This is a genomic window from Lysobacter sp. Root604, assembly GCF_001427505.1.
Lineage (GTDB): Bacteria > Pseudomonadota > Gammaproteobacteria > Xanthomonadales > Xanthomonadaceae > Lysobacter.
On the sequence record NZ_LMGS01000001.1, the window covers coordinates 734,032 to 756,901 of the forward strand.

At 67.8% G+C, this 22,870-nt stretch carries 27 protein-coding genes; 14 read left to right on the forward strand and 13 right to left on the reverse strand.

Going from position 1 to position 22,870, the window contains the following annotated elements; genetic code table 11:
• Nucleotide 1: 1 nt before the first annotated feature.
• Both ASD69_RS03475 and ASD69_RS03480 read right to left on the reverse strand, forming a co-directional pair.
• Nucleotides 2–244, reverse strand: a complete 243-nt coding sequence (locus tag ASD69_RS03475) for a hypothetical protein (protein ID WP_157498953.1) — start codon at nucleotides 242–244, stop codon at nucleotides 2–4.
• Between the two features lie 144 nt (nucleotides 245–388).
• The gene (locus tag ASD69_RS03480) at nucleotides 389–700 is read right to left on the reverse strand and encodes a hypothetical protein (RefSeq protein WP_056174084.1); all 312 of its coding nucleotides are present in this window, start codon (nucleotides 698–700) and stop codon (nucleotides 389–391) included.
• A 380-nt stretch (nucleotides 701–1,080) separates the two neighbouring features.
• Between ASD69_RS03480 and ASD69_RS03485 the strand changes: the two genes are divergently transcribed.
• The 4 genes from ASD69_RS03485 (at nucleotide 1,081) to ASD69_RS03500 (ending at nucleotide 6,568) form a co-directional block, all read left to right on the forward strand.
• Nucleotides 1,081–2,223 carry an acyltransferase gene (locus ASD69_RS03485; RefSeq protein ID WP_056176481.1) on the forward strand — a complete coding sequence of 381 codons (1,143 nt, stop codon included), beginning with the start codon at nucleotides 1,081–1,083 and terminating at the stop codon, nucleotides 2,221–2,223.
• Nucleotides 2,224–2,306: 83 nt separating this feature from the next.
• Nucleotides 2,307–4,862 (forward strand): S9 family peptidase, encoded by a 2,556-nt coding sequence (locus ASD69_RS03490; RefSeq protein WP_056174087.1) that lies wholly within the window; start codon nucleotides 2,307–2,309, stop codon nucleotides 4,860–4,862.
• 237 nt (nucleotides 4,863–5,099) lie between these two features.
• On the forward strand, nucleotides 5,100–5,840 hold the full coding sequence (locus tag ASD69_RS03495; RefSeq protein ID WP_235567134.1) for an alpha/beta hydrolase-fold protein: 741 nt from the start codon (nucleotides 5,100–5,102) through the stop codon (nucleotides 5,838–5,840).
• Between the two features lie 8 nt (nucleotides 5,841–5,848).
• The gene (locus tag ASD69_RS03500) at nucleotides 5,849–6,568 is read left to right on the forward strand and encodes a hypothetical protein (RefSeq protein ID WP_235567135.1); all 720 of its coding nucleotides are present in this window, start codon (nucleotides 5,849–5,851) and stop codon (nucleotides 6,566–6,568) included.
• 79 nt (nucleotides 6,569–6,647) lie between these two features.
• Here ASD69_RS03500 and ASD69_RS03505 read toward each other — a convergent pair whose 3' ends face one another.
• From ASD69_RS03505 to ASD69_RS03530, 6 genes are all read right to left on the reverse strand, one after another.
• Nucleotides 6,648–7,931: an RNA polymerase sigma factor gene (locus tag ASD69_RS03505; RefSeq protein ID WP_056174089.1), complete on the reverse strand. Its 1,284-nt coding sequence runs from the start codon at nucleotides 7,929–7,931 to the stop codon at nucleotides 6,648–6,650.
• Between the two features lie 29 nt (nucleotides 7,932–7,960).
• Complete coding sequence (locus tag ASD69_RS03510; RefSeq protein ID WP_056174091.1) at nucleotides 7,961–8,485, reverse strand: SRPBCC family protein; 525 nt, start codon at nucleotides 8,483–8,485, stop codon at nucleotides 7,961–7,963.
• Between the two features lie 15 nt (nucleotides 8,486–8,500).
• Nucleotides 8,501–8,923, reverse strand: coding sequence for a YciI family protein (locus tag ASD69_RS03515; protein ID WP_056174093.1), 423 nt, complete (start codon nucleotides 8,921–8,923; stop codon nucleotides 8,501–8,503).
• A gap of 150 nt (nucleotides 8,924–9,073) precedes the next feature.
• Nucleotides 9,074–9,493 carry a VOC family protein gene (locus ASD69_RS03520; protein WP_056174095.1) on the reverse strand — a complete coding sequence of 140 codons (420 nt, stop codon included), beginning with the start codon at nucleotides 9,491–9,493 and terminating at the stop codon, nucleotides 9,074–9,076.
• A 26-nt stretch (nucleotides 9,494–9,519) separates the two neighbouring features.
• A complete protein-coding gene (locus ASD69_RS03525; RefSeq protein WP_056174097.1) occupies nucleotides 9,520–9,870 on the reverse strand; it encodes a YciI family protein in 351 nt (116 codons plus the stop codon).
• 107 nt (nucleotides 9,871–9,977) lie between these two features.
• Nucleotides 9,978–10,403, reverse strand: a complete 426-nt coding sequence (locus ASD69_RS03530) for a YciI family protein (protein WP_056174099.1) — start codon at nucleotides 10,401–10,403, stop codon at nucleotides 9,978–9,980.
• Nucleotides 10,404–10,599: 196 nt separating this feature from the next.
• Between ASD69_RS03530 and ASD69_RS03535 the strand changes: the two genes are divergently transcribed.
• The 5 genes from ASD69_RS03535 to ASD69_RS03555 all read left to right on the forward strand — a co-directional run bounded on the left by ASD69_RS03535 (nucleotide 10,600) and on the right by ASD69_RS03555 (nucleotide 13,975).
• Nucleotides 10,600–11,178, forward strand: coding sequence for a YceI family protein (locus tag ASD69_RS03535; RefSeq protein ID WP_056174101.1), 579 nt, complete (start codon nucleotides 10,600–10,602; stop codon nucleotides 11,176–11,178).
• Between the two features lie 41 nt (nucleotides 11,179–11,219).
• Complete coding sequence (locus ASD69_RS03540; RefSeq protein ID WP_162250608.1) at nucleotides 11,220–11,699, forward strand: DUF1579 domain-containing protein; 480 nt, start codon at nucleotides 11,220–11,222, stop codon at nucleotides 11,697–11,699.
• Nucleotides 11,700–11,795: 96 nt separating this feature from the next.
• Complete coding sequence (locus tag ASD69_RS03545) at nucleotides 11,796–13,217, forward strand: M20/M25/M40 family metallo-hydrolase (protein ID WP_056174105.1); 1,422 nt, start codon at nucleotides 11,796–11,798, stop codon at nucleotides 13,215–13,217.
• A 67-nt stretch (nucleotides 13,218–13,284) separates the two neighbouring features.
• Complete coding sequence (locus ASD69_RS03550; RefSeq protein WP_056174107.1) at nucleotides 13,285–13,542, forward strand: hypothetical protein; 258 nt, start codon at nucleotides 13,285–13,287, stop codon at nucleotides 13,540–13,542.
• Between the two features lie 88 nt (nucleotides 13,543–13,630).
• On the forward strand, nucleotides 13,631–13,975 hold the full coding sequence (locus ASD69_RS03555) for a RidA family protein (RefSeq protein WP_056174109.1): 345 nt from the start codon (nucleotides 13,631–13,633) through the stop codon (nucleotides 13,973–13,975).
• 26 nt (nucleotides 13,976–14,001) lie between these two features.
• On the opposite strand, the gene ASD69_RS03560 is transcribed toward ASD69_RS03555, so the two are convergent.
• The gene (locus ASD69_RS03560) at nucleotides 14,002–14,796 is read right to left on the reverse strand and encodes a type 1 glutamine amidotransferase (protein WP_082576242.1); all 795 of its coding nucleotides are present in this window, start codon (nucleotides 14,794–14,796) and stop codon (nucleotides 14,002–14,004) included.
• A 23-nt stretch (nucleotides 14,797–14,819) separates the two neighbouring features.
• A complete protein-coding gene (locus ASD69_RS03565) occupies nucleotides 14,820–15,953 on the reverse strand; it encodes a carboxylate-amine ligase (protein ID WP_056174111.1) in 1,134 nt (377 codons plus the stop codon).
• A gap of 135 nt (nucleotides 15,954–16,088) precedes the next feature.
• Between ASD69_RS03565 and ASD69_RS03570 the strand changes: the two genes are divergently transcribed.
• Entirely contained in the window at nucleotides 16,089–16,454 is a 366-nt protein-coding gene (locus ASD69_RS03570) for a DUF6164 family protein (RefSeq protein ID WP_056174112.1), read from the forward strand.
• 47 nt (nucleotides 16,455–16,501) lie between these two features.
• Here the strand turns inward: ASD69_RS03570 and ASD69_RS03575 are convergent, their stop codons facing one another.
• Nucleotides 16,502–17,017: a M48 family metallopeptidase gene (locus tag ASD69_RS03575; protein ID WP_056174114.1), complete on the reverse strand. Its 516-nt coding sequence runs from the start codon at nucleotides 17,015–17,017 to the stop codon at nucleotides 16,502–16,504.
• A 106-nt stretch (nucleotides 17,018–17,123) separates the two neighbouring features.
• Between ASD69_RS03575 and ASD69_RS03580 the strand changes: the two genes are divergently transcribed.
• Complete coding sequence (locus ASD69_RS03580) at nucleotides 17,124–18,185, forward strand: hypothetical protein (protein WP_157498957.1); 1,062 nt, start codon at nucleotides 17,124–17,126, stop codon at nucleotides 18,183–18,185.
• On the forward strand, nucleotides 18,169–18,642 hold the full coding sequence (locus tag ASD69_RS03585; RefSeq protein WP_157489247.1) for a hypothetical protein: 474 nt from the start codon (nucleotides 18,169–18,171) through the stop codon (nucleotides 18,640–18,642). The genes ASD69_RS03580 and ASD69_RS03585 overlap by 17 nt, the downstream gene beginning before the upstream one ends.
• Nucleotides 18,643–18,783: 141 nt before the next feature.
• On the opposite strand, the gene ASD69_RS03590 is transcribed toward ASD69_RS03585, so the two are convergent.
• Nucleotides 18,784–19,122: a hypothetical protein gene (locus ASD69_RS03590; protein ID WP_056174119.1), complete on the reverse strand. Its 339-nt coding sequence runs from the start codon at nucleotides 19,120–19,122 to the stop codon at nucleotides 18,784–18,786.
• A 317-nt stretch (nucleotides 19,123–19,439) separates the two neighbouring features.
• Between ASD69_RS03590 and ASD69_RS03595 the strand changes: the two genes are divergently transcribed.
• Together ASD69_RS03595 and ASD69_RS03600 are read left to right on the forward strand one after the other, a co-directional pair.
• Nucleotides 19,440–20,363 (forward strand): sel1 repeat family protein, encoded by a 924-nt coding sequence (locus ASD69_RS03595; RefSeq protein ID WP_056174121.1) that lies wholly within the window; start codon nucleotides 19,440–19,442, stop codon nucleotides 20,361–20,363.
• A 151-nt stretch (nucleotides 20,364–20,514) separates the two neighbouring features.
• Entirely contained in the window at nucleotides 20,515–20,817 is a 303-nt protein-coding gene (locus ASD69_RS03600; protein ID WP_157489249.1) for a hypothetical protein, read from the forward strand.
• Between the two features lie 132 nt (nucleotides 20,818–20,949).
• Here ASD69_RS03600 and ASD69_RS22325 read toward each other — a convergent pair whose 3' ends face one another.
• Entirely contained in the window at nucleotides 20,950–22,773 is a 1,824-nt protein-coding gene (locus ASD69_RS22325; RefSeq protein WP_056174125.1) for a PHB depolymerase family esterase, read from the reverse strand.
• Nucleotides 22,774–22,870: the final 97 nt, after the last annotated feature.

A 22,870-nucleotide genomic window follows, 5' to 3' on the forward strand; every position in this document is an offset into this window, starting at 1 on the left:
GTCAGCGCCGCGTTTGTTCGGCGGTGCAGCGCGGGCAGACCTGGGCCGGTGCGTAATGGCGCTGCGCGATGTGCAAGGCATCGCGCGCCTGCGCGAACTCGCCCAGGTGGATCCGATACAAGGGCAGGCGCGGGCAGCCCAGCGCATGCACTTCGTAGGTGCCGTTGGGTTGCGGCGTCCGGTTGAGGTAGTAGCTGGGCATGCGGGCGGCGGCGCGGATTCGACCGCCTACTGTGCGAGGCATGCGTCTCGCCGGCTGCGACGGCGCGATCGAGGGGGGCGAGGTGTGAGTGTTGAGAAGTGAGAAGTGAGAAGTGAGCAGGCAAAGAGGCTGTACTCACTTCTCCACGCTCACTCCTGCTCCCTGGATATACCGCGGCGACGCGGCTCAGTCGCCACCGCCTCCACCGTCTCCGCCGCCGCCATCCCCGCCGCTGCTGTCGGCGTCGTTGGCGCTGCAGTCGCGATTGTCGTCGTTGCTGTTGCTGGACGAGTTCCAGTCGCTGCTGGAGCTGTTGCTCCAGCTGCTGCCGCCGTCGTAGCCCGAGCCGGTGTCCGCGGCCAGGGGCACGTTGCGCCGAGCGCTGTTGACGACCAGCACGCCCACGATCAGCACCGCCACGCCGATCAGCCAATGACTGGCCAGGGCGAGCAGGGCGCCTGCGACGATCGCCACGAATCCCACGAGCATCCGCTGCATCGGTGTCTCCCCTCCGATCCGGCACGGGCCGCGGGCGCGCCGCGGTTGCGCGCATTGTCCATGGTTTTGCGTCGCCGGCGGTACCGGCCGACGGGGTTTTTCGGCCCTGCGGCGGGGCGGCGGGCCGGTCCCGAATCGGGCCGCCAGGCGACTCGGCCGCCTCGGCACCCAGCGCTGGGTCGCGCCGTCGCGGCAGCGCGGTGCGGCGCCGCCGCAACGACTCGGCGCAAGGCCATCGCGAGGGATAGGCAGGACCCCGCCGCGGTTCTATGCTGACGCTGCGGGCGCAGCCAGTGGTCGCGACGGCGCCCGCATCCCCCAATCCCTTCCACTGTCGCGCGCCGCGGTCGCTGCGCCTCGCGACGCTATACGAGTACTCGATGGGTCGCCTTCCCGGTCTGGATCTGCTGCGCGCCATCGCCATCGTCTGGGTGATGCTGTTCCATTCCTATCTGGTCGGCGGATTGGGCGAGTTCTGGCAGGCGGGGGTCACGCATGGCTGGATGGGCGTGGACCTGTTCTTCGTGCTCAGCGGTTATCTGATCGGCGGCCAGTTGCTCAAGCCCTTGAGTCAGGGCCAACCGTTCCGCCCCGGCGACTTCTACCTGCGCCGCGCGTTCCGCGTGCTGCCCGCGTTCCTGGCGGTGCTGGCGCTGTACTTCACCGTACCGGGCTTCCGCGAGGCTCCCGGCATCCAGCCGTTGTGGCAGTTCCTCACTTTCACCTTGAACCTGCTGATCGATTACCAGCACAACAAGGCCTTCTCGCACGCCTGGTCGTTGTGCGTGGAGGAGCATTTCTACCTGGTGTTCCCCTGGCTGGCGTGGTGGATGACGCGGCGCCCTTCGACGGCCAAGTTCCTGAGTGTCTGCGCCGCGGTCCTGATCGCCGGGCTGGCGCTGCGCGGCTACGTCTGGGTGTACGAAATGGCCCCGGTGCGCGGCCTGGAGACCGCCGAACGCAGCTTCGGCCAACGCTTCGTCGAGGACATCTACTACCCGACCTGGATGCGCCTGGACGGCCTGCTCTGCGGCGTAGTGCTGGCCAGCATCCAGGTCTACCGCCCGCAGCTGTGGGCCGGCCTGCAGCGCCGCGCCAACTTGCTGCTGATCGCCGGCCTGGCCGTGGTCGCCGTGGCGATCGCTTTGTTCAACGAGCGCACCGCCTTGCTGCCGACCGTGATCGGCTACCCGCTGCTGTCGATCGGCCTGGCCTTGCTGGTCGCTGCCGGCGCCAGCACCAGCGGCTGGCTCGGCCGCTGGCGCGTGCCCGGCGCGGGCTGGATCGCGCTGACCTCGTTCAGCTTGTACCTGATCCACAAGCCGGTGTTCCGCCTGGTGGAGACCCATTTGGGTGCGCAGTTGGAGGGGAAGGGGGTGCTGGCGTTTGCGGTGTACGCGATGGCCACGCTGGTGGCGGGTGCCTTGCTGCATTACGCGGTCGAGCGGCCGTTTCTGCAGTTGCGGGCGCGCTGGTTGCGGCGCGAGGCGAGCGCTCCGGCCGCGATTGCTCCTGCCGGCTGAGCCGGGCCCTGGGCTATGCTTCGATGAGGGGTGGTAGCGGATATACGCGTGGATAGGGGGCGCCCGTTGGGGCGTGGGTAGCGATGGCGAAACTGGCGGATGGCCGCGGCAGCGATCGGGTGAAGACGCACGGCCCGCGGCGGGCATGGAAATGGGGCGCGTGCTGGCTGGCGGCCCTGCTGTTGATGTCGCTGGCGCTGGACGCTGCGGCGATGCGCAAGATCGATCCGGGCGAAGCGCCCAAGCTGGCGCCGGACGAGGGCCTGCTGGTGCTGGTGGTGGATACCAGCGTTTACGTCAGCAGCGTGCACGTGCGCGAGGCCGGGCATGGCCCGACCGAGGGTGTGCTCAACCGCATGGAAGGGGGCCGCAACCTGCAGTTGTACGCGCTGAAGGCGGGCGAATACGAGTGGGCCGAGGTCAATCTCTATGGCGGCGACTATCACGCGCGCTACTCGATCACCGATCCGGAATACCGCTTCAGGGTCGAAGCCGGAAAACTTAACTACGGCGGCGATCTGGTGCTGCGCGCGACCGGCTTTCTGCGCATCTTCATGCACGTCTCGAACCGCTCCTTGCCGGTGATCGACTGGCTGGAAGCTCAGCATCCGGCCGTTTACGCGCAGCATGGCCTGTCCTTCGTCGGGCGCTATCCGGACCCGTTCCCCGCTTTGTATCGGAGCGCGCGCGCATCCAATTCCGAAGCGCCGGCCAAGCTCAACGTCGGCCGCGAGCCGCCCAAGCCCGGGACGCTGCCGATTCCGGTCGAACAGATGTGGAAACCCGGCCGTGTGGTCGATGTCGCGCTCAATCCCGGCGGCGACCTGTTGGCCGAGGTGGTGCGCGAAGGCGAGGACCGTTACGGGCTGGAGTTGATCGACCTGGTCGCCGGTAGCGTGCAACGCCTCACCACCCGCAAGGAGGCCATCGACTCGCTGGCGTGGGACAGCGATCGCATCCTGCTGGCCGGCAATGGCAGCGGCAACTACACCGTGGCCCGGATCGGCGAGTCCAAGGATGGAAAGCGCGCCGCGCAAGTGCTGGCATTGGAAGGCAAGGGTGCCATAGTCGATCTGCTGCCCGACGAGCCCGGCGCGATCCTGTTCGAGGGCTACGACAGCCGTGGCACCCTGGTGGTGCATCGCATCGACTTGACCGTCGGCGATCGAGACATCCGCAGTTTCTCCACTGCCGCTTCGCGCGACCGGCTCAACAAAGGCATGAGCAACGACCTGGGCTGGTACGCAGACGGGCAGGGACGGCTGCGCGCGGCGATCGTCAAGCGCGATGAGCGCATGGTGCTGCTGCACGGCATCGCCGGGCAGTATCAGGAAGTGCTGGAGCTGGGCAAGGAGGGTGGGTTCCAGCCCTTGGCGCTGTCCTTCGACGGCGACCTGATCTATGGGCTCAGCGACGAGGGCCGCGATCAGCGCGACCTGGTGGTGTTCGATCCGGCGACGAAGAAGATCGAGCGCACCTTGTTCAGCAAACCGGGCGTGGACGTGGCGGCGCCGGTGCTGGATCGCCGGCGCGAGCCGGTGGCGGCGCGCTACTACCAATCGGGCCGTCTGGTCACCGAGTACTTCGACGAGAAGGATCGCGCGCTGGGCGCGACCCTGCAGGCGGCATACCCCGGCCGCACCGTCGCCGTGATCGACCGCAGCCTGGACGGCAAGCAGCTGATTCTGTGGGTAGACGGCAGCGATCGCCCGCCGCAGATCTACCACATGGACGTCGCCGCCAAGCGTGCCTCATTGATCGATGAAGTGATGCCTTGGCTGGCGGAGAAGCGCTTCGCGCCCGCGAAGGTGCTGTCGGTGAAGGGCAGCGATGGGCTCACGATCGAGGCCTTCCTGACCTTGCCCGAGGCACCTGGCAAGCGGCCGATGGTGGTTTTGCCGCACGGCGGCCCGGTCGGGGTCGGCGACCGCCTGCATTTCGATCGCCAAGTGCAGTACCTGGCGTCGCTGGGCTATGCGGTGTTGCAGGTGAACTTCCGCGGCTCCGACGGCTATGGCAAGGCCTTTCGCGAGGCCGGCCACCGCAACTACGGAAAGATGATCGAAGACGACATCGACGCGGCCGTACGCAGCGCGATCGCGTCCTACCCCATCGACGGGACCCGGATGTGCATGGTCGGCGCCAGTTACGGCGGCTATTCGGGCCTGGTGTCGGCCATGCGCTGGCCTGGGCGTTTCCGTTGCGTGGTGTCGATCTCCGGCGTCAGCGATCGCGCCTTGTTCTTTACCGCCAGCGACAGCGCGCGCTCGGCCAAGACCCGCGCCTTGATGGAGCGCATCATCGGCGATCCGAATAAAGATTTGGCTGAAATGGAAGCGACTTCGCCGCTGTACAACCTCGACAAACTGCAGTTGCCGATCATGCTGGTCCACGGCCGCGAGGACCTGCGCGTGGATTTCGAGCACACCCGTCGCCTGGTGCGCATGCTCAATCTCAAGGGGCGCCAGCCGGTGGTGCTGGCGTTCCCGAACGAGGGCCACAGCTTCGATCAGCCTTTGGCGCTGGAGATTACCTGGTCGGGCATCGCGGGCTTTTTGCGCGAGCATCTGGACGGCGCCGCGGCGCCCAAGACGGATCCCGCCGGCACCGCTCCCGCTCCCGCTGCGACGACGCAATGAGGCCGCAACCCGTGCGCATGGCGCGGCGCATGCCTGTCGCCGGGCGGGTGCGTCGATAATCGCGCGATCCGCTCTCGTGCCTGTCGCCGAGGCCGATCAATCTCAACGGGGCACTGCATGCATACGCTTTTGAAGATGATGACGACTGGTTGCTTGGCGGTCTGTGTCTGCGCCTCCGCGCTGGCTGCGGAACCGGCCGTCGTCGCCGAACCCGTGCCCGCGCACGAGAGCTTCACCATGGACACCTCGGCGCCGAAGGAAACGCGGCGCATCAACGTCTATACGCCGCCGGGTTACGACGCGGCCAGGGGGCCGCGCTATCCGGTGCTGTACATGCTCGACGGCGGCTTGCAGGAGGATTTCCCGCATGTGGCCAGCAGTGTCGATGCGGCGATCCGGGCCGGGGAGATGCGGCCGGTGCTGGTGGTCGGCATCGAGAACACCCAGCGGCGGCGCGACATGACCGGTCCGACGGCGTTCGCCGAGGATCGTAAGATCGCGCCGGTGGTGGGCGGCTCGGCGCAGTTCCGTGCCTACATCGCCGACGAGCTGATGCCGTTGATCCGCAAGCGCTATCGGGCAGGCGATGAGACCGGCATCATCGGCGAGTCGCTGGCGGGGTTGTTCGTGGTCGAGACCTTCTTCGAGCAGCCCAAGCTATTCGATGTCTATATCGCGATGAGTCCCAGCCTGTGGTGGAACCAGGATGCGTTGGTGCAGGCCGCGGAGCCGCGTTTGAAGGCGGGCGGGTTCGGGCGACGGACCTTGCTGTTGTCGTCGGCCAACGAAGACAACATCGCGCCGCAGACCGCGCGCTTGGCCGATGCGCTGCGCGCGGTCGCGCCCAAGGGACTGACCTGGCGCTACGATCCGCGGCCCGACCTGCGGCACAGCACCATCTACCGCGCCCTGTCGCCGCAGTTGCTGCGCGATGCGTTTCCGCCCGAGACTGGCGCGGGCTCGCGGCAGGCGAAGTGAGGAACGGGATGGATCATCGGCGGATACTGATCGGTTTGGGGTTGGCCGGCCTGATGTGCGGGGTGTCGGCCTTGGCCGCGCCGCCGAAGTCCGCGGCCGCATCGGCGGTGCTGCCCTTGAACGCCAAGGTCGAAGGCCTGGGCTATGCCGAGCTCAGCGCGCACTGGTGGCGCTGGACCGATCGCTTTCCGGGCGGGATGGAGCCTTATCGCGACCCCGACGGCCGCTGGTGCAAGATCGCGCAGTCTGGGCCGGTGTGGTTTCTGGCCGGCACCGACGGCAGCGAGAACGTGAAGCGGCGCTGTTCGGTGCCGGTCGACAAGCATGTGTTCCTGCCGATCATCAATCTGTACCAGCGCAGCCGCTATCCGGTTCCGGCCAGCCTCAAGCCGGCGCACTGCAAGTCGCTGCTGGACGGACTGGCCCTGAGCAACGACGCGCTGCGCAGCGCGGTGGTGCTGATCGACGGCGTGCGGGTGGCCGATCCCAAGCGCTATCGGGTCCGCACCGAACGTTGTTTCGACGCCTTCGGCGAGGACGATGGCAGCGGCGCCACGGTGATCGCCGCCAGCGACGGCTACTGGCTGTTGCTGCCGCCGATGAAGCCGGGTCGCCACACCCTGGTGGTCGGCGCGAACTACGGGCGCGACGCCGAGGACGACGACGGCTACGGCAACATGGTGCAGAACTTCGAGTATGTGCTGGACGTGGGCGGTCCGACCTACTGAGGCCTGGCGCGTCGCATCCACACGCTCTGCGCTCTGCTTGACCTATGCCGCGTGCGCTTCAGCGCCAGCGCGGCGCGCTTCAATCCCGCTTGATCGTCGCGATGCTGCGCGCGCAGGCCGCCGCACGTTCGGTCAAAAACTCGCGCTCGCGCGCATTGCGGGTCAGCAAGGCCGCGCGTTTGAATTCGGCATGCGCCTCGCCGTAGCGGCCGAGCTTGGCGAGGAAATCGCCGCGTACGCTGGGCAGCAGGTGGTAGGTCTTCATCGACGGTTCGTCGAGCAGGGTGTCGGCCAGTTCCAGGCCGGCGGCGGGGCCGAAGGCCATGGCCAGGGCGACGGCGCGGTTGAGTTCGACCACGGGCGAGGGTGCGAGCTGGGCGAGGGCGTCGTAGAGCGCGGCGATGCGCGCCCAGTCGGTTTCGTCGGCGGTGCGCGCGCGGGCATGGCAGGCGGCGATTGCGGCTTGTAGGGCGTAAGGGCCGCGTGCGCCGCCGAGTTTTTCGGCGCGCTCCAGCGCGGTCAGGCCGCGCCGGATCAGGACCTGGTCCCAGCGTGCGCGGTCCTGGTCCAGCAGCAGCACCGGCGTGCCGGCGGCGTCGACGCGGGCACGGGCGCGCGAGGCCTGGATTTCCATCAGCGCGGCCAGGCCGTGCACTTCGGGTTCGCGCGGCACCAGCTCGGCGACGATGCGGCCCAGGCGCAGCGCTTCCTCGCACAGCGCCGGGCGCATCCAGTCGTCGCCGGCGGTGGCCGAATAGCCTTCGTTGAAGATCAGGTAGATCACCGCCAGCACCGAGGCCAGGCGTTCGGCGAGTTCGTCGCCGCGCGGCACTTCGAAGGGCACGCGCGCTTCGGCCAGGGTGCGCTTGGCGCGCACGATGCGCTGGGCCACGGTCGGTTCCGGTACCAGAAACGCGCGCGCGATCTCGTCGGTGGTGAGGCCGCCGAGCAGGCGCAGGGTCAGGGCGACGCGCGCCTCGGTCGACAGCACCGGGTGGCAGGCGGTGAACACGAGCCGTAGCAGGTCGTCGCCGATGTCGTCGTCGATGGCCGCCTCGAACGCGGCCTCGGCGTCGTCCTGCCAGTCCTCCAGTTCGTAGCCCAGCTCCTCGTACTTGCGCTGCTGCAGTTTGCTGCGGCGCAGGCGGTCGATCGCGCGGTGCTTGGCGGTGGCCATCAGCCAGGCGCCCGGATTGTCCGGCACGCCGGTCTCGGGCCAGCGCTCCAGCGCCGCGACCAAGGCATCCTGGGCGAGTTCTTCGGCCAGGCCGACATCGCGCACCATGCGCGCCAGGCCGGCGATCAGGCGTGGCGATTCGATCCTCCAGACGGCATCGATGGCGCGGTGGGTGTCGGTGGTCATGCGGTCCGTCTTCGTGATGGCGGTAGGGCTTACTTTTCGGACAGAGCCTTGAGCGAGGCCAGGCCAGTCTCGAAATCGCGTCCGATCATACGGTCCATATTGAAGAAAACGCCCATGAGTTTGGTCATGTAGGCGGCCGGGCCCTGCATGGTCCAGGTCACCCGGGTGGCGTCGGCCTGCGCGACCGCGGCGAACTCGGCGATGTTGTGGCTGACGAAGGGCTTGCTGAAGTCGAGCTGGATGGTGGTGCGGTCCGCGCGGGTGTCGGTGATTTCCATGCGGCCGGCACCGGCCTTGCCTTTGCCCTCCCAGGCGTAGGTCGCGCCGCGTCCGCTGGCGGCACCGCCGATCTCGCGGCGCATGTCGGGCTCGAGCTTTTCGTAAGGCGACCAGTCGCGCCAACGGCGGAAGTCGTTGACGTGGGCGAGGATGGTTTCGGCGGGGGCGTGGATGACCAGGCTGCGTTCGATGTGCAGCGTGCTCGGCCGGGTGGCGGCATAGATCAGCACGGCGACCACGATCAGGGCGAGCAGGGACAGGGTGAGTGCGAGCATGAGGGTGGTTCCGGTTTAGTTGCGCTGGCCGATGCCGGTCTGCATCTCGCGCAGGCCGGAGGCGGCTTCCTGTACGTCGGCGGGGAAATCGGCCAGTTCCTGGACCTGGCGGATCTCGATGGTTTCGTTGTCCGAGCCCGGGCAACGCCGGGCCCAGGCGATCGCTTCCTCGCGCGAGGCGACGTCGATCATCCAGTAACCGCCCAACACTTCCTTGGCCTCGCTGAAGGGACCATCGGTGACCTTGGGCTTGCCGCCGGCGAAGGACACGCGCGCGCCCATCGACGGCGGATGCAGCCCGTCCAGCGCGATCAGCACGCCGGCCCGCTGCAGGGCCTGGTTGTACTCCATCATCGCCGCGACGCGGTCGGCGGGCGGGGAGGTGCCGGGCTCGGCTTGTTCGTAGCCCTGGGGAATCATCAACATCATGAAGCGCATGGTGCGGCTCCGGTGGTGGCGGAAAAGCGGGGCGTCGAGCGACGTGGCAAGGCTACGCCGCGCGCCAGGGGGAGGGGTATTCGTGGGCGAGGGCCGCGCGTACGCGGTGCGAATGCGGGAGCGCGACGGCTCCCGCGTTCGCAAGGCCGCTCAGGCGGTCTTTTCGCAGTTGATCAGCCAGCTCACGCCATAGGCATCGGTCACGCAGCCGAAGCGTTCGGCCCAGAAGGTCTGCTGCAACGGCATGGTGATCTGTCCGCCTTCCGACAAGCCCTGAATGATGCGTTCGGCATCGGCGGCGGAGTCGAGGTTGAGCGAGATCGACATGCCCTTGATGCCCTGGTACGGATACTCGGGCGTCGCGTCGGAGGCCATCAGCACCCAATCCTTGGCGGCCAGGCGCACGTGCATGACTTTGTTCTTGTCGGCGGCGGACATGCCTTCGCAGCTGCCGTCCGGCGCCTCGCCGTAGCGCAGCAGCAGTTCGATCTTGCCGCCCAGCAGTTCGGCGTAACGGTGGAAGGCTTGTTCGGCGTTGCCGTCGTAGCTCAGGTAGGGACTCAGGTACATGGTGGGCTCCGGTGTGGGTGGGGGGATCAGGGGCAGCCGGCGTCGCCTTCGGCGATGCGATGGATCTGGCTGGTGCCGTCGCCGGCGATCTCCAGGAAACGCCGGGTCTGTTCGATCGCCGCCGCGGTGGATTCGGCTTCGATCAGGGCGTAGCCGGCGATCACTTCCTTGGCCTCGGCGTAGGGGCCGTCGGTGACGGTGATGCGGCCCGCAGTCAGGCTGACGCGCGCGCTGCCCTGTGCGAGCAGACCGCCGGTGTGCAGCAGGCTGCCGTCCTTGAAGCCTTGCTCGATCAGGGCGCCCATGCGCTGTTGCTGCTCCGGGCCGAAATCGGCGGGCTTGGTCGGGTCGGGGGTGTAGATGGTCAGGAACTTCATCGCGTGCTCCGTGGCGGTGATGCGGGTTGGGTTTCGACGCTGTATGGGAGTGCGACGAACGGGGGCGGGCGGAATCGACAAGCGCGCCGAATCGATTTCGTCGCGCATCAGTGGCGGGCGGCGCTCTCGGCGCGCAGGCGCTGTTCCTGCTCGCGCAGTTCGGGGGTGAGTTCGGCGCCGAAGTCCTCGGCCTCGAAGACCTGGCGAATCTCGATCTCCGATTCGTCCTCGCAGGGATTGGGGCAACGCTTCACCCACTCGATCGCTTCTTCCTTGGATTTGACCTGGATCAGCCAGAAGCCGCCGATCATTTCCTTGGTTTCCGGGAACGGGCCGTCGATCACGCTGCGCCGCTTGCCGAAGAAACGCACGCGCGCGCCCTTGGAAGAGGGGTGCAGGCCTTCGCCGGCCAGCAGCACGCCGGCCTTGACCAGTTCCTCGTTGTACTTGCCCATCGCGGTCAGCAGTTCTTCGCTGGGCATTTCGCCGGCTTCGCTGGCGGCGTTGGATTTGACTATCACCATGAATCGCATCGTCGTGTCTCCGGGTCGAGTGAGGAGCGTCGTCCGCGTTCGGCGGTGGTTTGACGGCGCTCTTACCCAAGACGACGAACGCAGGCGCGCGGAATCGACAAGGAGTGCGAAATAAATTCCCAATCGGCGCGGTTGCCCCTGGGCGGGGCCCGGTGCTAGCGTGCCGGCTCCCGCCACGGACCCTGAGGCCGCCCCGATGAAGTCGCTCAAGTATCTGATCCCGCTCGCTTTTCTGGCCAGCACCGCGGCGGTCGCAGCGCCCGAGACCTACGAGATCGACCCCTCGCACACCTATCCCAGCTTCGAGGCCTCGCACATGGGCGTGTCGCTGTGGCGCGGCAAGTTCAATTCCTCCAGCGGCCAGGTCGTGCTGGACAAGGCCAAGGGCGCGGGCACGGTCGAGGTGACGGTGGACGTCAACAGCATCGACTTCGGCCACGACAAAATGAACGAGCACGCGCGTGGCGCGGATCTGTTCGACGTCGCCAAGTACCCGACCGCCACCTACAAGGGCAAGCTCGAGGGCTTCGTCGACGGCAATCCGACCAAGGTGGTCGGCGAGCTCACCTTGCACGGGGTGACCAAGCCGCTGGAACTGAAGATCAATTCCTTCAAGTGCATCCCGCATCCGATGCTCAAGCGCGAGCTGTGCGGCGCCGATGCGCTGGCCACTTTCCAGCGCGACGCGTTCGGCATCTCCGCCGGCAAGGACTGGGGCTTCAGCATGGACGTGACCCTGCGCATCCAGGTCGAAGCGGTGGCCAAGGCCAAGTAAGCGCGGCCCGCCTCGATGCCTACCGTGCCAGGAGCATGAGCATGAACAACGAACCGCAAGCCGAACACCGCTGGCTGCATCGTCTGGTCGGCGAATGGGAAGGCGATGGCGAGATGCCGGCGGCGCCCGGCGAAGCGGCCACCACCTGGCGCTCGCTACAGAGCGTGCGCAAGATCGGCGAGCTGTGGATCCAGTGCGAGGCGCGCATCCAGATGGCGGACGGCGGCGCGGACATCATGCAGATCACCCTGGGCTACGACACGGCCCAGGGCCATTACGTGGGCGTGTTCGCCGGCAGCATGATGTCCAACCTGTGGATCTACCAGGGCAAGGTCGAGGCCGACGGGCGCACGCTTACGCTCGATACCGAGGGTCCGGACTTCGGCAGCGGGCAGACCCGCAGGTTCCAGGACATCGTCGAGCTTATCGACGACGACCGCCACGAGCTGCGTTCGCGCATGCTCGGCGACGACGGCCAATGGCAACCGGTGATGACGGTGCGTTACCGACGCACCGGCTGAGCGCCTTTCGCGGCCGCGACTGCGGTCGCGGCCGCGGCACTTGTCAGCGCCGCGGCCGGGCGGCAGTGTCGGGGCTTTGCACAGGAGAGTCCCGGCATGTCGCGTGCGCTATCGGCCTTGAGCCTCGTTGCGGCGATCGCCGCGTCCTTGTGGTCCGGCGCCAGCCCGGCCGCGCCGGCGGCCGACGAGGCCGCGTTCCGCGCCTTGTATCGCGAACTGGTCGAGATCAACACCACCCGTTCGGTCGGCAGTTGCACGCGCGCGGCGCAGGCGATGCAGGCGCGCCTGCTCGCGGCGGGCTTGCCGGCGCAAGACGCGCGCATCCTGGCGCCGGCCGACCGACCGCAGGACGGCGCCCTGGTCGCGGTGCTGCGCGGCCGCGAGCGCACGCTCAAGCCGCTGTTGCTGCTGGCGCATATCGACGTGGTCGAGGCCCGGCGCGAGGATTGGGAACGCGATCCCTTCACCCTGGTCGAAGAGGACGGCTGGTTCTACGCGCGCGGCGCCAGCGACGACAAGGCCATGGCCGCGATCTTCACCGACAGCCTGGTGCGCTATCGCCAGGCCGGTTACGTGCCGCGCCGCGACATCAAACTGGCCCTGACCTGCGGCGAGGAAACCCCGGACGTGTTCAACAGCGTCAAGTGGCTGATGCAGACCCAGCCCGAGACGCTGGCCGCCGGTTTCGCGCTCAACGAAGGCGCCGGTGGCGAGCTGCGCGACGGCAAGCCGCTGGCCTTGCAGATCCAGGCCGGCGAGAAGGTCTATCAGGACTTCGAGCTGAGCGCCCGCGACGGCGGCGGCCACAGCTCGCGCCCGACCCGCGACAACCCGATCACGCGCATGGCTGTCGGCCTGGAGCGGTTGGGCGCGTATCGCTTCCCGATCGCCCTCAACGCGGCCACGCGCGCCTACTTCGAGGCCCAGGCCGGCCTGTCGGCCCCGGCGATCGCGGCCGACATGCGCGCGGTGCTGGCCGATGGGTCCGACGAGAAAGCCGCCGAACGCCTGTGGGCGATCAATCCCGGCTGGAACAGCTCCTTGCGCACCACCTGCGTGGTCACCCAGATCGAGGGCGGACACGCGCCCAACGCGCTGCCGCAGCAGGTGCGCGCCAACGTCAATTGCCGGATCCTGCCCGGCGTGCCGGTCGAGGAGGTGCGTCAGACCCTGGTGCGCGTGCTCGGCGACGAACGCATCGCGGTGGCCGCGCACGGCGAGCCGGGCATGGCTACCAGCGTGCCGCCGTTGTCGCCGCGCATCCTCGGCCCGGTACGCGAGGTCGCCGACACGATCTGGCCTGGGGTGGCGATCGTGCCGACCATGGCCACAGGCGCCACCGACGGCCGCTTCCTCAACGCCGCCGGCATTCCGACCTACGGTTTGTCCGGGCTGTTCCACGATGCCGAAGGCAGCCGCGCGCACGGGCTTAACGAACGCATCCGGGTGCGCTCGCTGCTGGACGGGCGGCGTTTCCTGCACGAGATCGTGCGCCGTTACGCCGACGCCGCGGATTGAACGGCACGCCGGTACGCGATGCCCGGCCAGGGCTGGGTGCCCCGGCCGGCGACCACAGGGGAGGCCCATGGAAATCCTGCTGCACACCACCGAACTCGGCGACGGCGCGACCGTCGCCAACGCCAGTGTCGACGATTTCGCCGAACTCATCGCGCAAACCTCGCACCTGGGGCTGGTGCACTACCTCGTCTACGACGAGCGCGACGTCCGCCTGGTCGTCAGCAGCGATCCGGGCATCGCAGCGAAAATCGCGCAGTCGGACGTGCCGGACAACCTGCTGAGCTTGTTGAGCGCGTTGCGGGCCGCCGGCGCCTGCGCGTCCTAGCCCAACGCACGCATCGCCGCCGCGCGCGCCGGTGCTATCGGTGCGCCTCGGGCGATAATGCCCGCCTTCCCAGCGAACGAGGTGCAGCATGATCCAGCGTTTCGAGGTCGGTCCGCGGATGTCGGAGATGGCCGTACACAACGGCACGGTGTACCTGGCCGGCCAGATCGCCGACGACGAACATGCCGATATCGGCGAGCAGACCCGCCAGGTGTTGGCGGCGATCGACGCCCTGTTGGCCCAGGCCGGCAGCGACAAGTCGCGCATCCTGCGCGCGCAGATCTATCTGGCCGACATCGGCGATTTCGCCGGCATGAACGCGGTTTGGGACCAGTGGGTGGTGGCCGGCCGCACGCCGCCGCGCGCGACCGTGCAGGCGGCGTTGGCGAATCCGAACTGGAAGATCGAGATCGTGGTGACCGCGGCGGTCTGAGGGGTTTCGCGTCGCGACCTTGCGGCTTAGCCCTCGTCGCGACGCCCGGCCTCGGCCGCGGCCAGGAACGCATCCAGCAGCGGCCGTCCGGGCATCAGGTCCGGAAAGCGCGCGTCGTGGAACTCCGGATGCCATTGCACGCCGACCACGAAGGCGGCCTCGGGCGCGCGCACACACTCGGGGATGCCGTCCTCGGACCAGGCCTCGACCTCCAGGCCTTCGCCGAGCCGACGGATGCCCTGGTGATGGATGGAATTCACCCGCGTGCCTTCCTGCGGCGGATACAGACCGGCCAGCCATCCATCGGCCTGCACGCGCAGCGGGTGGGCGTGCTCGTCGTAGCGATCGGGCAGGTAGTGCACGCTGCGGGTGGCGCCGCCGGCGACCAGGTCCTGATACAGGCTGCCGCCATAGGCCACGTTGATCAGCTGCATGCCGCGGCACACGCCCAGCACCGGTTTGCCGGCGGCGACGAAGGCGCGCAGCAGCGACAGCTCGAAGCGGTCGCGGTCCGGGTCGGTGCTTTGCAGCATCTCGCTGGGCTGTTCGCCGTAAGCGACCGGGTCGATGTCGGCGCCGCCTTGCAGGATCAGGCCGTCGAAGGAGTGCGCGTACTCGCGCACCGACAGGTCGCTGCGCTGGACGTCGCCGTGCGGGTCGACGGTGGGGATCATCGCCACCAGCGCGCCGGCCGACATCACCCAGTGCGCCATCGACTGCTCCAGGTATTGCAGGGTCTTGTTGCGGAAGCCGTACTGCGCCGGCAGGTTGCGCATCAGGCGCGGGGACAGGCCGATCATCAGTTTGCGCGGAGTGGACATGGACGGCCTCGTGGGATGAGCGATCAGTCGGCGACGACGGTGGCCGCGCGCAACCAGTCGACCACCGCGTCCAGCGAGGCCACCCGGCCCAGGCCGCGTTCGCGCTGCTCGCGGTACAGGGCCAGCTGCACATGCGCGCTGCTGCCTTCGGCGATGATCGCATCCAGCGGCGCCAGCGCGTCGGCGCAGTCCAGGGCGCGGATGTCGTCGGCGCACAGCGCGCGCAGGCGCGTGAGCGCTTGCGGCAGCGGCTCGGGTTCGGCGCCGCTTTCGTCGAAGAACTTGGCTTCGGTGCCGAAGCGCTTGGCGCGCCAGCGGTTCTCGTCGATCACGCGCCGGGTCAGGGCGCTGCGCGGCGGGTCGTCCTGCGGGGTGCGCACCAGGTAGCGCAGCAGGCAGCGGTACAGCGCGGCGATCGCCAGCGCGTCGCGCACCCGCGTGCAGCAGTCGGCGATGCGCAGCTCCAGGGTGGGGTAGCGCAGCGAGGGCCGGATGCCCCACCACAGCGAGCGCGCGTCGTTGATCGCGTTGACCCGGGTGAGCAGGGCGGCGAAGGCGTCGTACTCGGCCTCGTCGGCGAAGAAATCCGGGATGCCGGTGCGCGGCCATTCGTCGTACACCGCCTGGCGATAGCTGAGCAGGCCGGTGCGCGAACGGTTCCAAAACGGCGAGGAGGTCGACAGGGCCAGGAACAGCGGCAACCAGGGCATGGCCCGGTTCATCACCCGCACCCGGTCCACGCCCGGCGGCAGCTGCACGTGCACGTGCAAGCCGCAGACCAGGCTGCGGCGGGCGACGATCTGGAAGTCCTCCATCATGCGCCGGTAGCGCGAACGCGGGCTGCGCTCCTGTTCGCGCCATACGCCCAGGGGGTGGGTGCCGGCCGCGACCAAGCCCAGGTCGAAACGCGCGGCCACCTGCGACAGGCTGGCGCGCAGATCGGTGAGGCAGCGCTGCGCATGAGCGGCGTCGCGCAGGATCGGGCTGGAGATCTCGATCTGCGATTGCAGCATTTCGTTGGCGACCGAGTCGCCGAGTTCGCGCCGCGCCTGCTTGAGCAGTTCGGCCGGCACCCGCGTGGCCAGGCCGTGCGCGCCGGGACGCACCAGGAAATACTCCTCCTCGATGCCGTAGGTGTAGTCGTGGGCCTCGCTCACGCGCGGCGACCGCGCGGCGGGAACGGAACGATGGGGTGGCGTCGGCGCATGCGGCGCTCCTTGCGATCGCGGGAACGTTCAAGGTAACGCGGGCGATGTAAGCGCCAGTTGAAGACGACGCGCTATCATCGCGGTATGTCGAAATTACTGCTTAACCTGCGCCAGGTGCCCGACGACGAGGTCGCCGACGTGCGCGCGATGCTGGACGCGCACCGCATCGAGTACTACGAGACCCAGCCCAGCCGCTGGGGCATTTCCTATGGCGGCATCTGGATCGCCTCCGACGCCGACGAGACCGCCGCGCGCGCGCTGATGGCGCAGTACCAGGCCGGGCGTCAGGCGCGCGCGCGCGCCGAGCACGCGGCCGCGCAACGCGACGGCAGCGCCGAAACCTTTTCCGGGATCGTGCGCCGCGAACCGTTGCGGGTGCTGGCGATCGTCGCCGCGATCGTGGCCCTGCTGGCGGTACTGGCTTTGCCGGCCTGGTTGCTGCGGCCCTGAGCCTGCCGCCGTGGGCGCGCGCCGCGCGCATGCGGCCTTAGGCGTGCTCAGCCTTGCGATGCCGCTGCGGCGCCTTCCAGGTCCAGCGAGGTGAGGTAGAGGCGCAGATCGAACTCGAGCTGGTGGTAATCCGGCTCCATGTGCGTGCACAACTGATAGAACGCGCGGTTGTGCTCGCTTTCCTTCAGGTGCGCCAGTTCGTGCACCACGATCATCTTCAGGAACTCCGCCGGCGCGTCGCGGAACACGCTGGCGATGCGGATCTCGCGGCTGGCCTTGAGCCGCCCGCCTTGCACGCGCGAGATCGCGGTGTGCGTACCCAAGGCCTGGCCGATCACCTGCAGGCGATTGTCGTAGATCACCTTGTGCAGCGGCTCGGCCTTGCGCAGATAGCGGGCCTTGAGCTCGGTCGTGTACTCGTACAACGCGCGGTCGCTGCGGACCTCGTGCGCCTGGGCGTAGCGCTGGCGCAGCACCTCGCCCAATCGGCCTTGCGCGAGCAACTCGCGCACGCGCGCCAGCACGGGTTCGGGATAACCGTTGAGATAGGTCAGTCGCTGCATCGCTAGACGATACGGCAGGCGCGATGCGCAGCGGCCAGCGCATGCGGTCGCCGACGAAGCGCAGACACAGATTCTGCGCACTGCATCACCTAATGAAATGCCTTCGATGCGTGCAAAGCGCGCCGTTCTATGTAGCAACTTAAAATTGGTATTGATTATCAATTTAGGATTGTGTTTTATCTTCCGGCAACTTGAAGTTGCGCGTTTCTCCAATGCGAACTGGCGAGCGCATGCCGGCGATGGCCGGAGACGAACAAGACGGCGTAGGAGCGAAGGAATGCAATCCAATCAGCGCCGGTCGCGTACCGCGATCGTGCTCATAGCCTTGGTGACGGTGGGTCTGGCGGCGGGCTGGTGGTGGAGCCGGCGTGGACAGGATGCGACGCCCATCGCGCAATGGGCCGCTCCTGCACCCGCGCCGATCGCAGGTGTCGACCAGCCGACCGACCTCGTCGGCGGTGATCCCGCTGGCGATATCGCGCGGGCACGCCGTCCCGGCGCGGCGCGACGGGACCTGAGCACCGAGCGCAGTTACGACCTGCCGCGCGGTCGCGCGCTGGACGTGATCGCAGCCCTGCAGCCGCGTGCCGAGGCCGGCGACAACGACGCGGCGTTCTATCTGTTTCTCAAGATAGAGGGCTGCCGTTACCAGCTCTATCACAGCGGCGACAACAACCGTCCGGCACCGACCAGCGGCGACAGTGTCGAGTCGCAACTGATCGCGCGCACGTCACCGGATTGCCACGGCCTGACGCCCGAGCACTACCGGAACAACCTGCGTTGGCTGGAGCAGGCCGCCGACAGCGGATTGATCATGGCGCAGCTCAGCTACGCCGGAAATGCCGAGGCCGTGGTCGGGAATTCCTCGCAGATGCTGGCGAATCCCGAAAAGGTCATCGCCTACCGGCGCAAGGCGATGGGCTACCTGCATCGGGCGGCCGCCAACGGCAGCGTCGGTGCCCTGCACAGCCTCGGCGATGCCTACCACTACGGCGTGCTAGCCCCGCGCGACCCGGCTCGCGCCTACGCCTATGCCTACGCGGAAAGCCTGGCCTTGCCGCAGTACGGGCAGTTCCGTCTGGGCAACTACGCGAAACAACTCGATCCCTCACAACTGGCTGCGGCCACTCAACAAGGAAGGAGAATTTACGATGCGTGCTGCAAATAAACACAAGGTGTGGCTCGTCGCTGCGCTGGCGATACCGCTACTGGCTGCGGGTACTTGGCTGGTGGCAGCCGAACGCGGGCCTTTCGAATGCGACAACGGCTGTCAGATCGGCTATCCCAAACCCGATCCCGCCACCTTGGACTACATCGAACGCATGAAGCCCTTGTTCAATCGATGGTTCGGCGATGTGTTCTGGAACAAGGGCGACATCTACATCGTCTGCAATGCGACTTATTGCGCGAAGTACTACATCACCGACGACTTCGGCATCTTCGGTACCAACGACGGACGCATGGAGCGCGAAGGCGGCGACAGCGGTAGCGGCAATGCCAGCGGCGGTGGCGAAGCCGGCGGCCAGGGTGGCTACAACCCGGGTTGGGACGGCGGTGGCGGTGGCAGCACGGGCGGCGGTACCGGCACGGTGTACGTGGGCGATCCGCAGACGGTGCAGGAGTGATCCTGGGGCGGCGTCCGTATCGCACGGACGTCGCTTTGGGCCGGTTGTTCCGCACGAACGCAACGCCGCCGCGGCTGGCGGGCGATCGGCTCGCCAGCTGCGGCCCAGAGGTGCCACGGCCGAGTCGGTTAGCTCAAGGCATCACGTACTCCACCCGCAACTTCGCGCTCGCGCCGCGATCGATCCACAAATAGTTCGTCGCGTCTGCGGGCTGGCGTAGCGCAGGCGTAGCTGGGTGCGGCTGTCGCGGTTGATCGCGGCCAAGCCGGCGGCGTCGAAGGCGGTGCTGGTCTGGCTACTGCCTGAGTCGTAGATCGCCTTGTGCGGCGGCTCGGTATTGCGCAGGTAACGGGCCTTGGGCTCGGTTGCGTATTCGTACAGCGCGTGGTCGCCGCGGACCTCGTGCGCCTGGGCGTGGCGCTGGCGCAGCATCTCGCCCAATCGGCCTTGCGCGAGCAACTCGCGCACACGCGCCAGCACGGTTCGGGATAGCCGTTGAGATAGGTCGGTCGCTGCAACGATAGACGCACGGCAGGCGCGATGCGCAGCGGCCAGCGTACGTGCTAGCTCCTCCTGCAAGCACGCAAATCATGAGTATTCCATCGTCGTACGAGGTGCCTTCGGTGTGTGCAAAACACGCCGTGACTCCTATCGCAACTTCAATTTGGAATTGATTTTCATATCAGGGCTATGTTTTTCTTTTCGTCAAATGGCGGGCTCATTTGTCGAATGCGAGCTGGCGAAAGCATGCCGGCCTTCTCGCCGGCGACCTAGATGGAACGAAAAGGAGCGAAGGGATGCAGTCCAAGCGCGGGTCGCGCATCGCGATCGTGATGGCGTTGTTGCTGGCCGTGGGGCTGGGTGCGGGCTGGTGGTGGAGCCGGCGTGCGCCGGAACCGGATGCGGCCGGGCCGATGGCCAGCGCCGGACCCGCCGAGCCGCCGGCGACGGCGACGGCGACGGCGACGGCGACGGTAGCGGCGGCGCACGAGCGCGACGTCGATGGACCGGCCGCCGAGCTGCTGCGGGCGCGAGCGCCGAACACTGTGCCTCGGGTATCGACTTTCACTCGCAGCTACGACCCGCCGCCCGGACGCGCGGTGGACGTGGTGGCGGCCCTGCAGCCGAGAGCGGAGGCGGGCGACAACGAGGCCGCCTTCTATCTGTTCGTCAAAGTCGAAGGCTGTCGCTACGCGCTCTATCACGGCGCCAGCAGCGGCGCGCGACCCGCGCCCGTGCGCGGCGACGATGTCGAAACGCAGTTGATCGCGCGTACGCCCACGCAATGCCACGGCCTGACCCCCGATCAATACCGGAACAACGTGCGCTGGCTGGAGCAGGCCGCCGACAGCGGCATCGCCATGGCCCAGCTCAGCTATGCACGGAATGCGGAAGCGGTGATCGGCAACTCCTCTCAGATGCTTTCCGATCCTGAGAAGGTCATCGCTTACAGGCGCAAAGCCATGCACTACATGCAGCGGGCCGCTGCGGGCGGGAGCATCGAAGGGCTGATGAGTCTCAGCGATGCCTACCACTACGGCGTGATTACCCGCCGCGATCCGATCAGGGCCTATGCCTACTACTACGCGAAGGACCTGGCCGCACCCAGCACCTACGGCCAGAAGCGGCTGCAAGCCTATGCCGATCTATTGAATTCAACGCAACTGGCTGCGGCCACCCAACAGGGAAGAGGGATCTATGATGTGTGCTGTAAACCTTAAGAAATGGTGTCTGATCACGGGCATCGCCGTGCCGCTGGCGGTTGCGGGTGCTTGGCTGATTGCCGCAGAGCGCGGCCCCTTCGTATGCGATAACGGCTGCCAGATCGCGCATCCCTTGCCGGATGAGAAGACGGCGGAGTATGTGGAGCAGATGAAACCCTTGTTCAACCGATGGTTCGGCGACATGTTCTGGAACAAAGGCGACATCTACATCATCTGCAATCCGACGCATTGCGCGAAGTACTTCATCACCGACGACTTCGGCATCTTCGGCACCGACAACGGACGCATGGAGCGCGTAGGTGGCGACAGCGGTAGCGGCAATGCCAGCGGCGGTGGCGAAGCCGGCGGCCAGGGCGGCTACAACCCGGGTTGGGACGGCGGTGGCGGTGGCGGCACGGGCGGCGGTACCGGCACGGTATACGTGGGCGATCCGCAGACGGTGCAGGAGTGATCGTGGGCGACGCCCGTGTCATGGGGCGTCGCTTTCCGGCTTGTCGTTTCACCAGAACGCCATGCATGAGTGGCTGGCAGGCAATCGATCCGTCAGCTGCGATCCGCATGCAGTGCGACCGGCCCGATGAGTTCAGGGCATCACATACTCCACCCGCAACTTCGCGCCCACGCCGCGATCGATCCACAGATAGTTCGTCGCCGTCTGCGGGCTGGCGTAGCGCAGGCGCAGTTGGGTGCGGCCGCCGCGGTTGATCGCGGCCAAGCCGGCGGCGTCGAAGGCGGTGCTGGTCTGGCTGCCGCCGGTGAAGGGCGGTAACTGAGCGACCGCGCTGGCGCTCGCGGCGGCGGCGTAGTCGGCGGCCTCGATGGTGCAGGCGCCGTAGCAGCCGTTGCGTACGTCGATCAGCAAGGTGTTGCCGGCCGGGTTGCTCCAGGGGTCGCCGTAGGCGCTGCGGTAGACCACGCTGAGCGTGGCCGAAACCACGGTAGCGCCGTCGGGAATCGCGGCGGTATCGAAGGACAGCAGGCTGCGGTTGTACTTGCCATCGGCGCCGCGGCCGGAGGCCAGGCCATAGGTCGCTTCCAGGGTGCCGACGACGGGCGCGCCGCCGTTGGCGTCGGCTTTGACGTAGCCGTCGTTGGCGTCTTCGTTGTCGAAGCTCAGCACGCCGCCGCCGCCGCCGGTACCGCCGCTGACACTGACGCCGACCGCGGCGGAGCTGCCGACGTTGCCGGCCAGGTCGTAGGCGCGCGCCTGCAGGCTATGCGCGCCGTTGCTGCTGTTGGCGCTGTTCCACGTACCCGTATACGGCGCGCTCGCGTCGTTGGCGATCAGGTTGCCGTCGAGCAGGAACTCGACCCGGTCCACACCGACGTCGTCGCTGGCATCGGCGCTGAGGGCGACGTTGCCGCTGACGGCGGCGCCGTCGGCAGGCGCGGTCAGCACGACCTGCGGCGCGATGCCGTCCAGGTTGTCCAGGCCCCAGAAGCGCGCGATGTAATAACTAGAGCAAATGTTGACGTCGAGGATGTAGGCGCCGGCGGTGCCGCATTGGCTTTCGCCGCTGCCGGGATCGACCGGGGTGCCGTGGCCCATGCCGGCGATCGTGTAGGTTTCGACCAGGGCGCGGCCGGCGGCGTCGCGGTAGACCCGGTGCGGATAGCCGGCGACCGTGTCCTGCACCTCCGGGATCTGGTCGATGCCGTGCACGTTGGTCCATTGCTGCAGGATTTCGGTCTGATTGGCCGGGCGCACGGTGTAGTCGGCGTCGCCGTGCCAGATCGAGACGATGGGCCAGGGGCCGGCGTGGGGGCTGGCGGCGCGCACCTTGTCGCCCCATTGCGCGGGCGTGAGGTCGCTGCCGGGGTTCATGCAGCCGAAGGCCGCGCTCTGGCTGGTCGCGCAGCGGTAGGGGATGCCGGCGACGATGGCGCCGCCAGCGAACACGTCGGGGTAGGTCGCGAGCATCGTCGAGGCCATCGCGCCGCCCGCGGACAAGCCGGTGACATAGACGCGGTCGGCGGCGCTGGCGTGGTCGCTGCGCATGCGGTCGACCATTTGCTTGATCGACAGCGCTTCGCCTTGGCCGCGGGCGATGTCGCCGCTTTCGAACCAGTTGAAGCAACTGCTGGAATTGTTGCCGCTTTGCTGTTGCGGCAACAGCAGCGCGAACTGCCAGCGCTGGGCCAGCAGCTCCCAGCCGGTTTCGGCGTCGTAGCTGGCCGCGCTTTGGGCGCAGCCGTGCAGGGCGACCACCAGCGGCGCGTTGGCGGGCAGGCCCGGCGGCACGTACTTGAACATGCGCAGGTTGCCGGGGTTGCTGCCGAAGCCGGTGACTTCGGTCAGGGCCAGGGCGGGCGTGCTGATGGCGAGCGCGAACAGACCGGCCAGGGCGACCGGCAGGAAACGGCGGCGACGTGCGGGCGTTGTGGCGGGGCGAGACGGGACAGTCATGCGGTCGACTCCTTCGGACGAGGATCCTGCGGGTGACGCGGAGCGGGCGACGACGTGGTTCCCCGGATGCGCCCGATGCCGGCGGAGTAGGCCATGC

Excerpts from the sequence above, each read along its gene's own strand:
- ASD69_RS03475 (WP_157498953.1), bottom strand. The coding sequence starts at position 244 with ATGCCTCGCACAGTAGGCGGTCGAATCCGCGCCGCCGCCCGCATGCCC.
- ASD69_RS03480 (WP_056174084.1), bottom strand. The coding sequence starts at position 700 with ATGCAGCGGATGCTCGTGGGATTCGTGGCGATCGTCGCAGGCGCCCTG.
- ASD69_RS03485 (WP_056176481.1), top strand. The coding sequence starts at position 1,081 with ATGGGTCGCCTTCCCGGTCTGGATCTGCTGCGCGCCATCGCCATCGTC.
- ASD69_RS03490 (WP_056174087.1), top strand. The coding sequence starts at position 2,307 with ATGGCGAAACTGGCGGATGGCCGCGGCAGCGATCGGGTGAAGACGCAC.
- ASD69_RS03495 (WP_235567134.1), top strand. The coding sequence starts at position 5,100 with ATGGACACCTCGGCGCCGAAGGAAACGCGGCGCATCAACGTCTATACG.
- ASD69_RS03500 (WP_235567135.1), top strand. The coding sequence starts at position 5,849 with ATGGATCATCGGCGGATACTGATCGGTTTGGGGTTGGCCGGCCTGATG.
- ASD69_RS03505 (WP_056174089.1), bottom strand. The coding sequence starts at position 7,931 with ATGACCACCGACACCCACCGCGCCATCGATGCCGTCTGGAGGATCGAA.
- ASD69_RS03510 (WP_056174091.1), bottom strand. The coding sequence starts at position 8,485 with ATGCTCGCACTCACCCTGTCCCTGCTCGCCCTGATCGTGGTCGCCGTG.
- ASD69_RS03515 (WP_056174093.1), bottom strand. The coding sequence starts at position 8,923 with ATGCGCTTCATGATGTTGATGATTCCCCAGGGCTACGAACAAGCCGAG.
- ASD69_RS03520 (WP_056174095.1), bottom strand. The coding sequence starts at position 9,493 with ATGTACCTGAGTCCCTACCTGAGCTACGACGGCAACGCCGAACAAGCC.
- ASD69_RS03525 (WP_056174097.1), bottom strand. The coding sequence starts at position 9,870 with ATGAAGTTCCTGACCATCTACACCCCCGACCCGACCAAGCCCGCCGAT.
- ASD69_RS03530 (WP_056174099.1), bottom strand. The coding sequence starts at position 10,403 with ATGCGATTCATGGTGATAGTCAAATCCAACGCCGCCAGCGAAGCCGGC.
- ASD69_RS03535 (WP_056174101.1), top strand. The coding sequence starts at position 10,600 with ATGAAGTCGCTCAAGTATCTGATCCCGCTCGCTTTTCTGGCCAGCACC.
- ASD69_RS03540 (WP_162250608.1), top strand. The coding sequence starts at position 11,220 with ATGAACAACGAACCGCAAGCCGAACACCGCTGGCTGCATCGTCTGGTC.
- ASD69_RS03545 (WP_056174105.1), top strand. The coding sequence starts at position 11,796 with ATGTCGCGTGCGCTATCGGCCTTGAGCCTCGTTGCGGCGATCGCCGCG.
- ASD69_RS03550 (WP_056174107.1), top strand. The coding sequence starts at position 13,285 with ATGGAAATCCTGCTGCACACCACCGAACTCGGCGACGGCGCGACCGTC.
- ASD69_RS03555 (WP_056174109.1), top strand. The coding sequence starts at position 13,631 with ATGATCCAGCGTTTCGAGGTCGGTCCGCGGATGTCGGAGATGGCCGTA.
- ASD69_RS03560 (WP_082576242.1), bottom strand. The coding sequence starts at position 14,796 with ATGTCCACTCCGCGCAAACTGATGATCGGCCTGTCCCCGCGCCTGATG.
- ASD69_RS03570 (WP_056174112.1), top strand. The coding sequence starts at position 16,089 with ATGTCGAAATTACTGCTTAACCTGCGCCAGGTGCCCGACGACGAGGTC.
- ASD69_RS03575 (WP_056174114.1), bottom strand. The coding sequence starts at position 17,017 with ATGCAGCGACTGACCTATCTCAACGGTTATCCCGAACCCGTGCTGGCG.
- ASD69_RS03580 (WP_157498957.1), top strand. The coding sequence starts at position 17,124 with ATGCGTGCAAAGCGCGCCGTTCTATGTAGCAACTTAAAATTGGTATTG.
- ASD69_RS03585 (WP_157489247.1), top strand. The coding sequence starts at position 18,169 with ATGCGTGCTGCAAATAAACACAAGGTGTGGCTCGTCGCTGCGCTGGCG.
- ASD69_RS03595 (WP_056174121.1), top strand. The coding sequence starts at position 19,440 with ATGCAGTCCAAGCGCGGGTCGCGCATCGCGATCGTGATGGCGTTGTTG.
- ASD69_RS03600 (WP_157489249.1), top strand. The coding sequence starts at position 20,515 with ATGAAACCCTTGTTCAACCGATGGTTCGGCGACATGTTCTGGAACAAA.
- ASD69_RS22325 (WP_056174125.1), bottom strand. The coding sequence starts at position 22,773 with ATGACTGTCCCGTCTCGCCCCGCCACAACGCCCGCACGTCGCCGCCGT.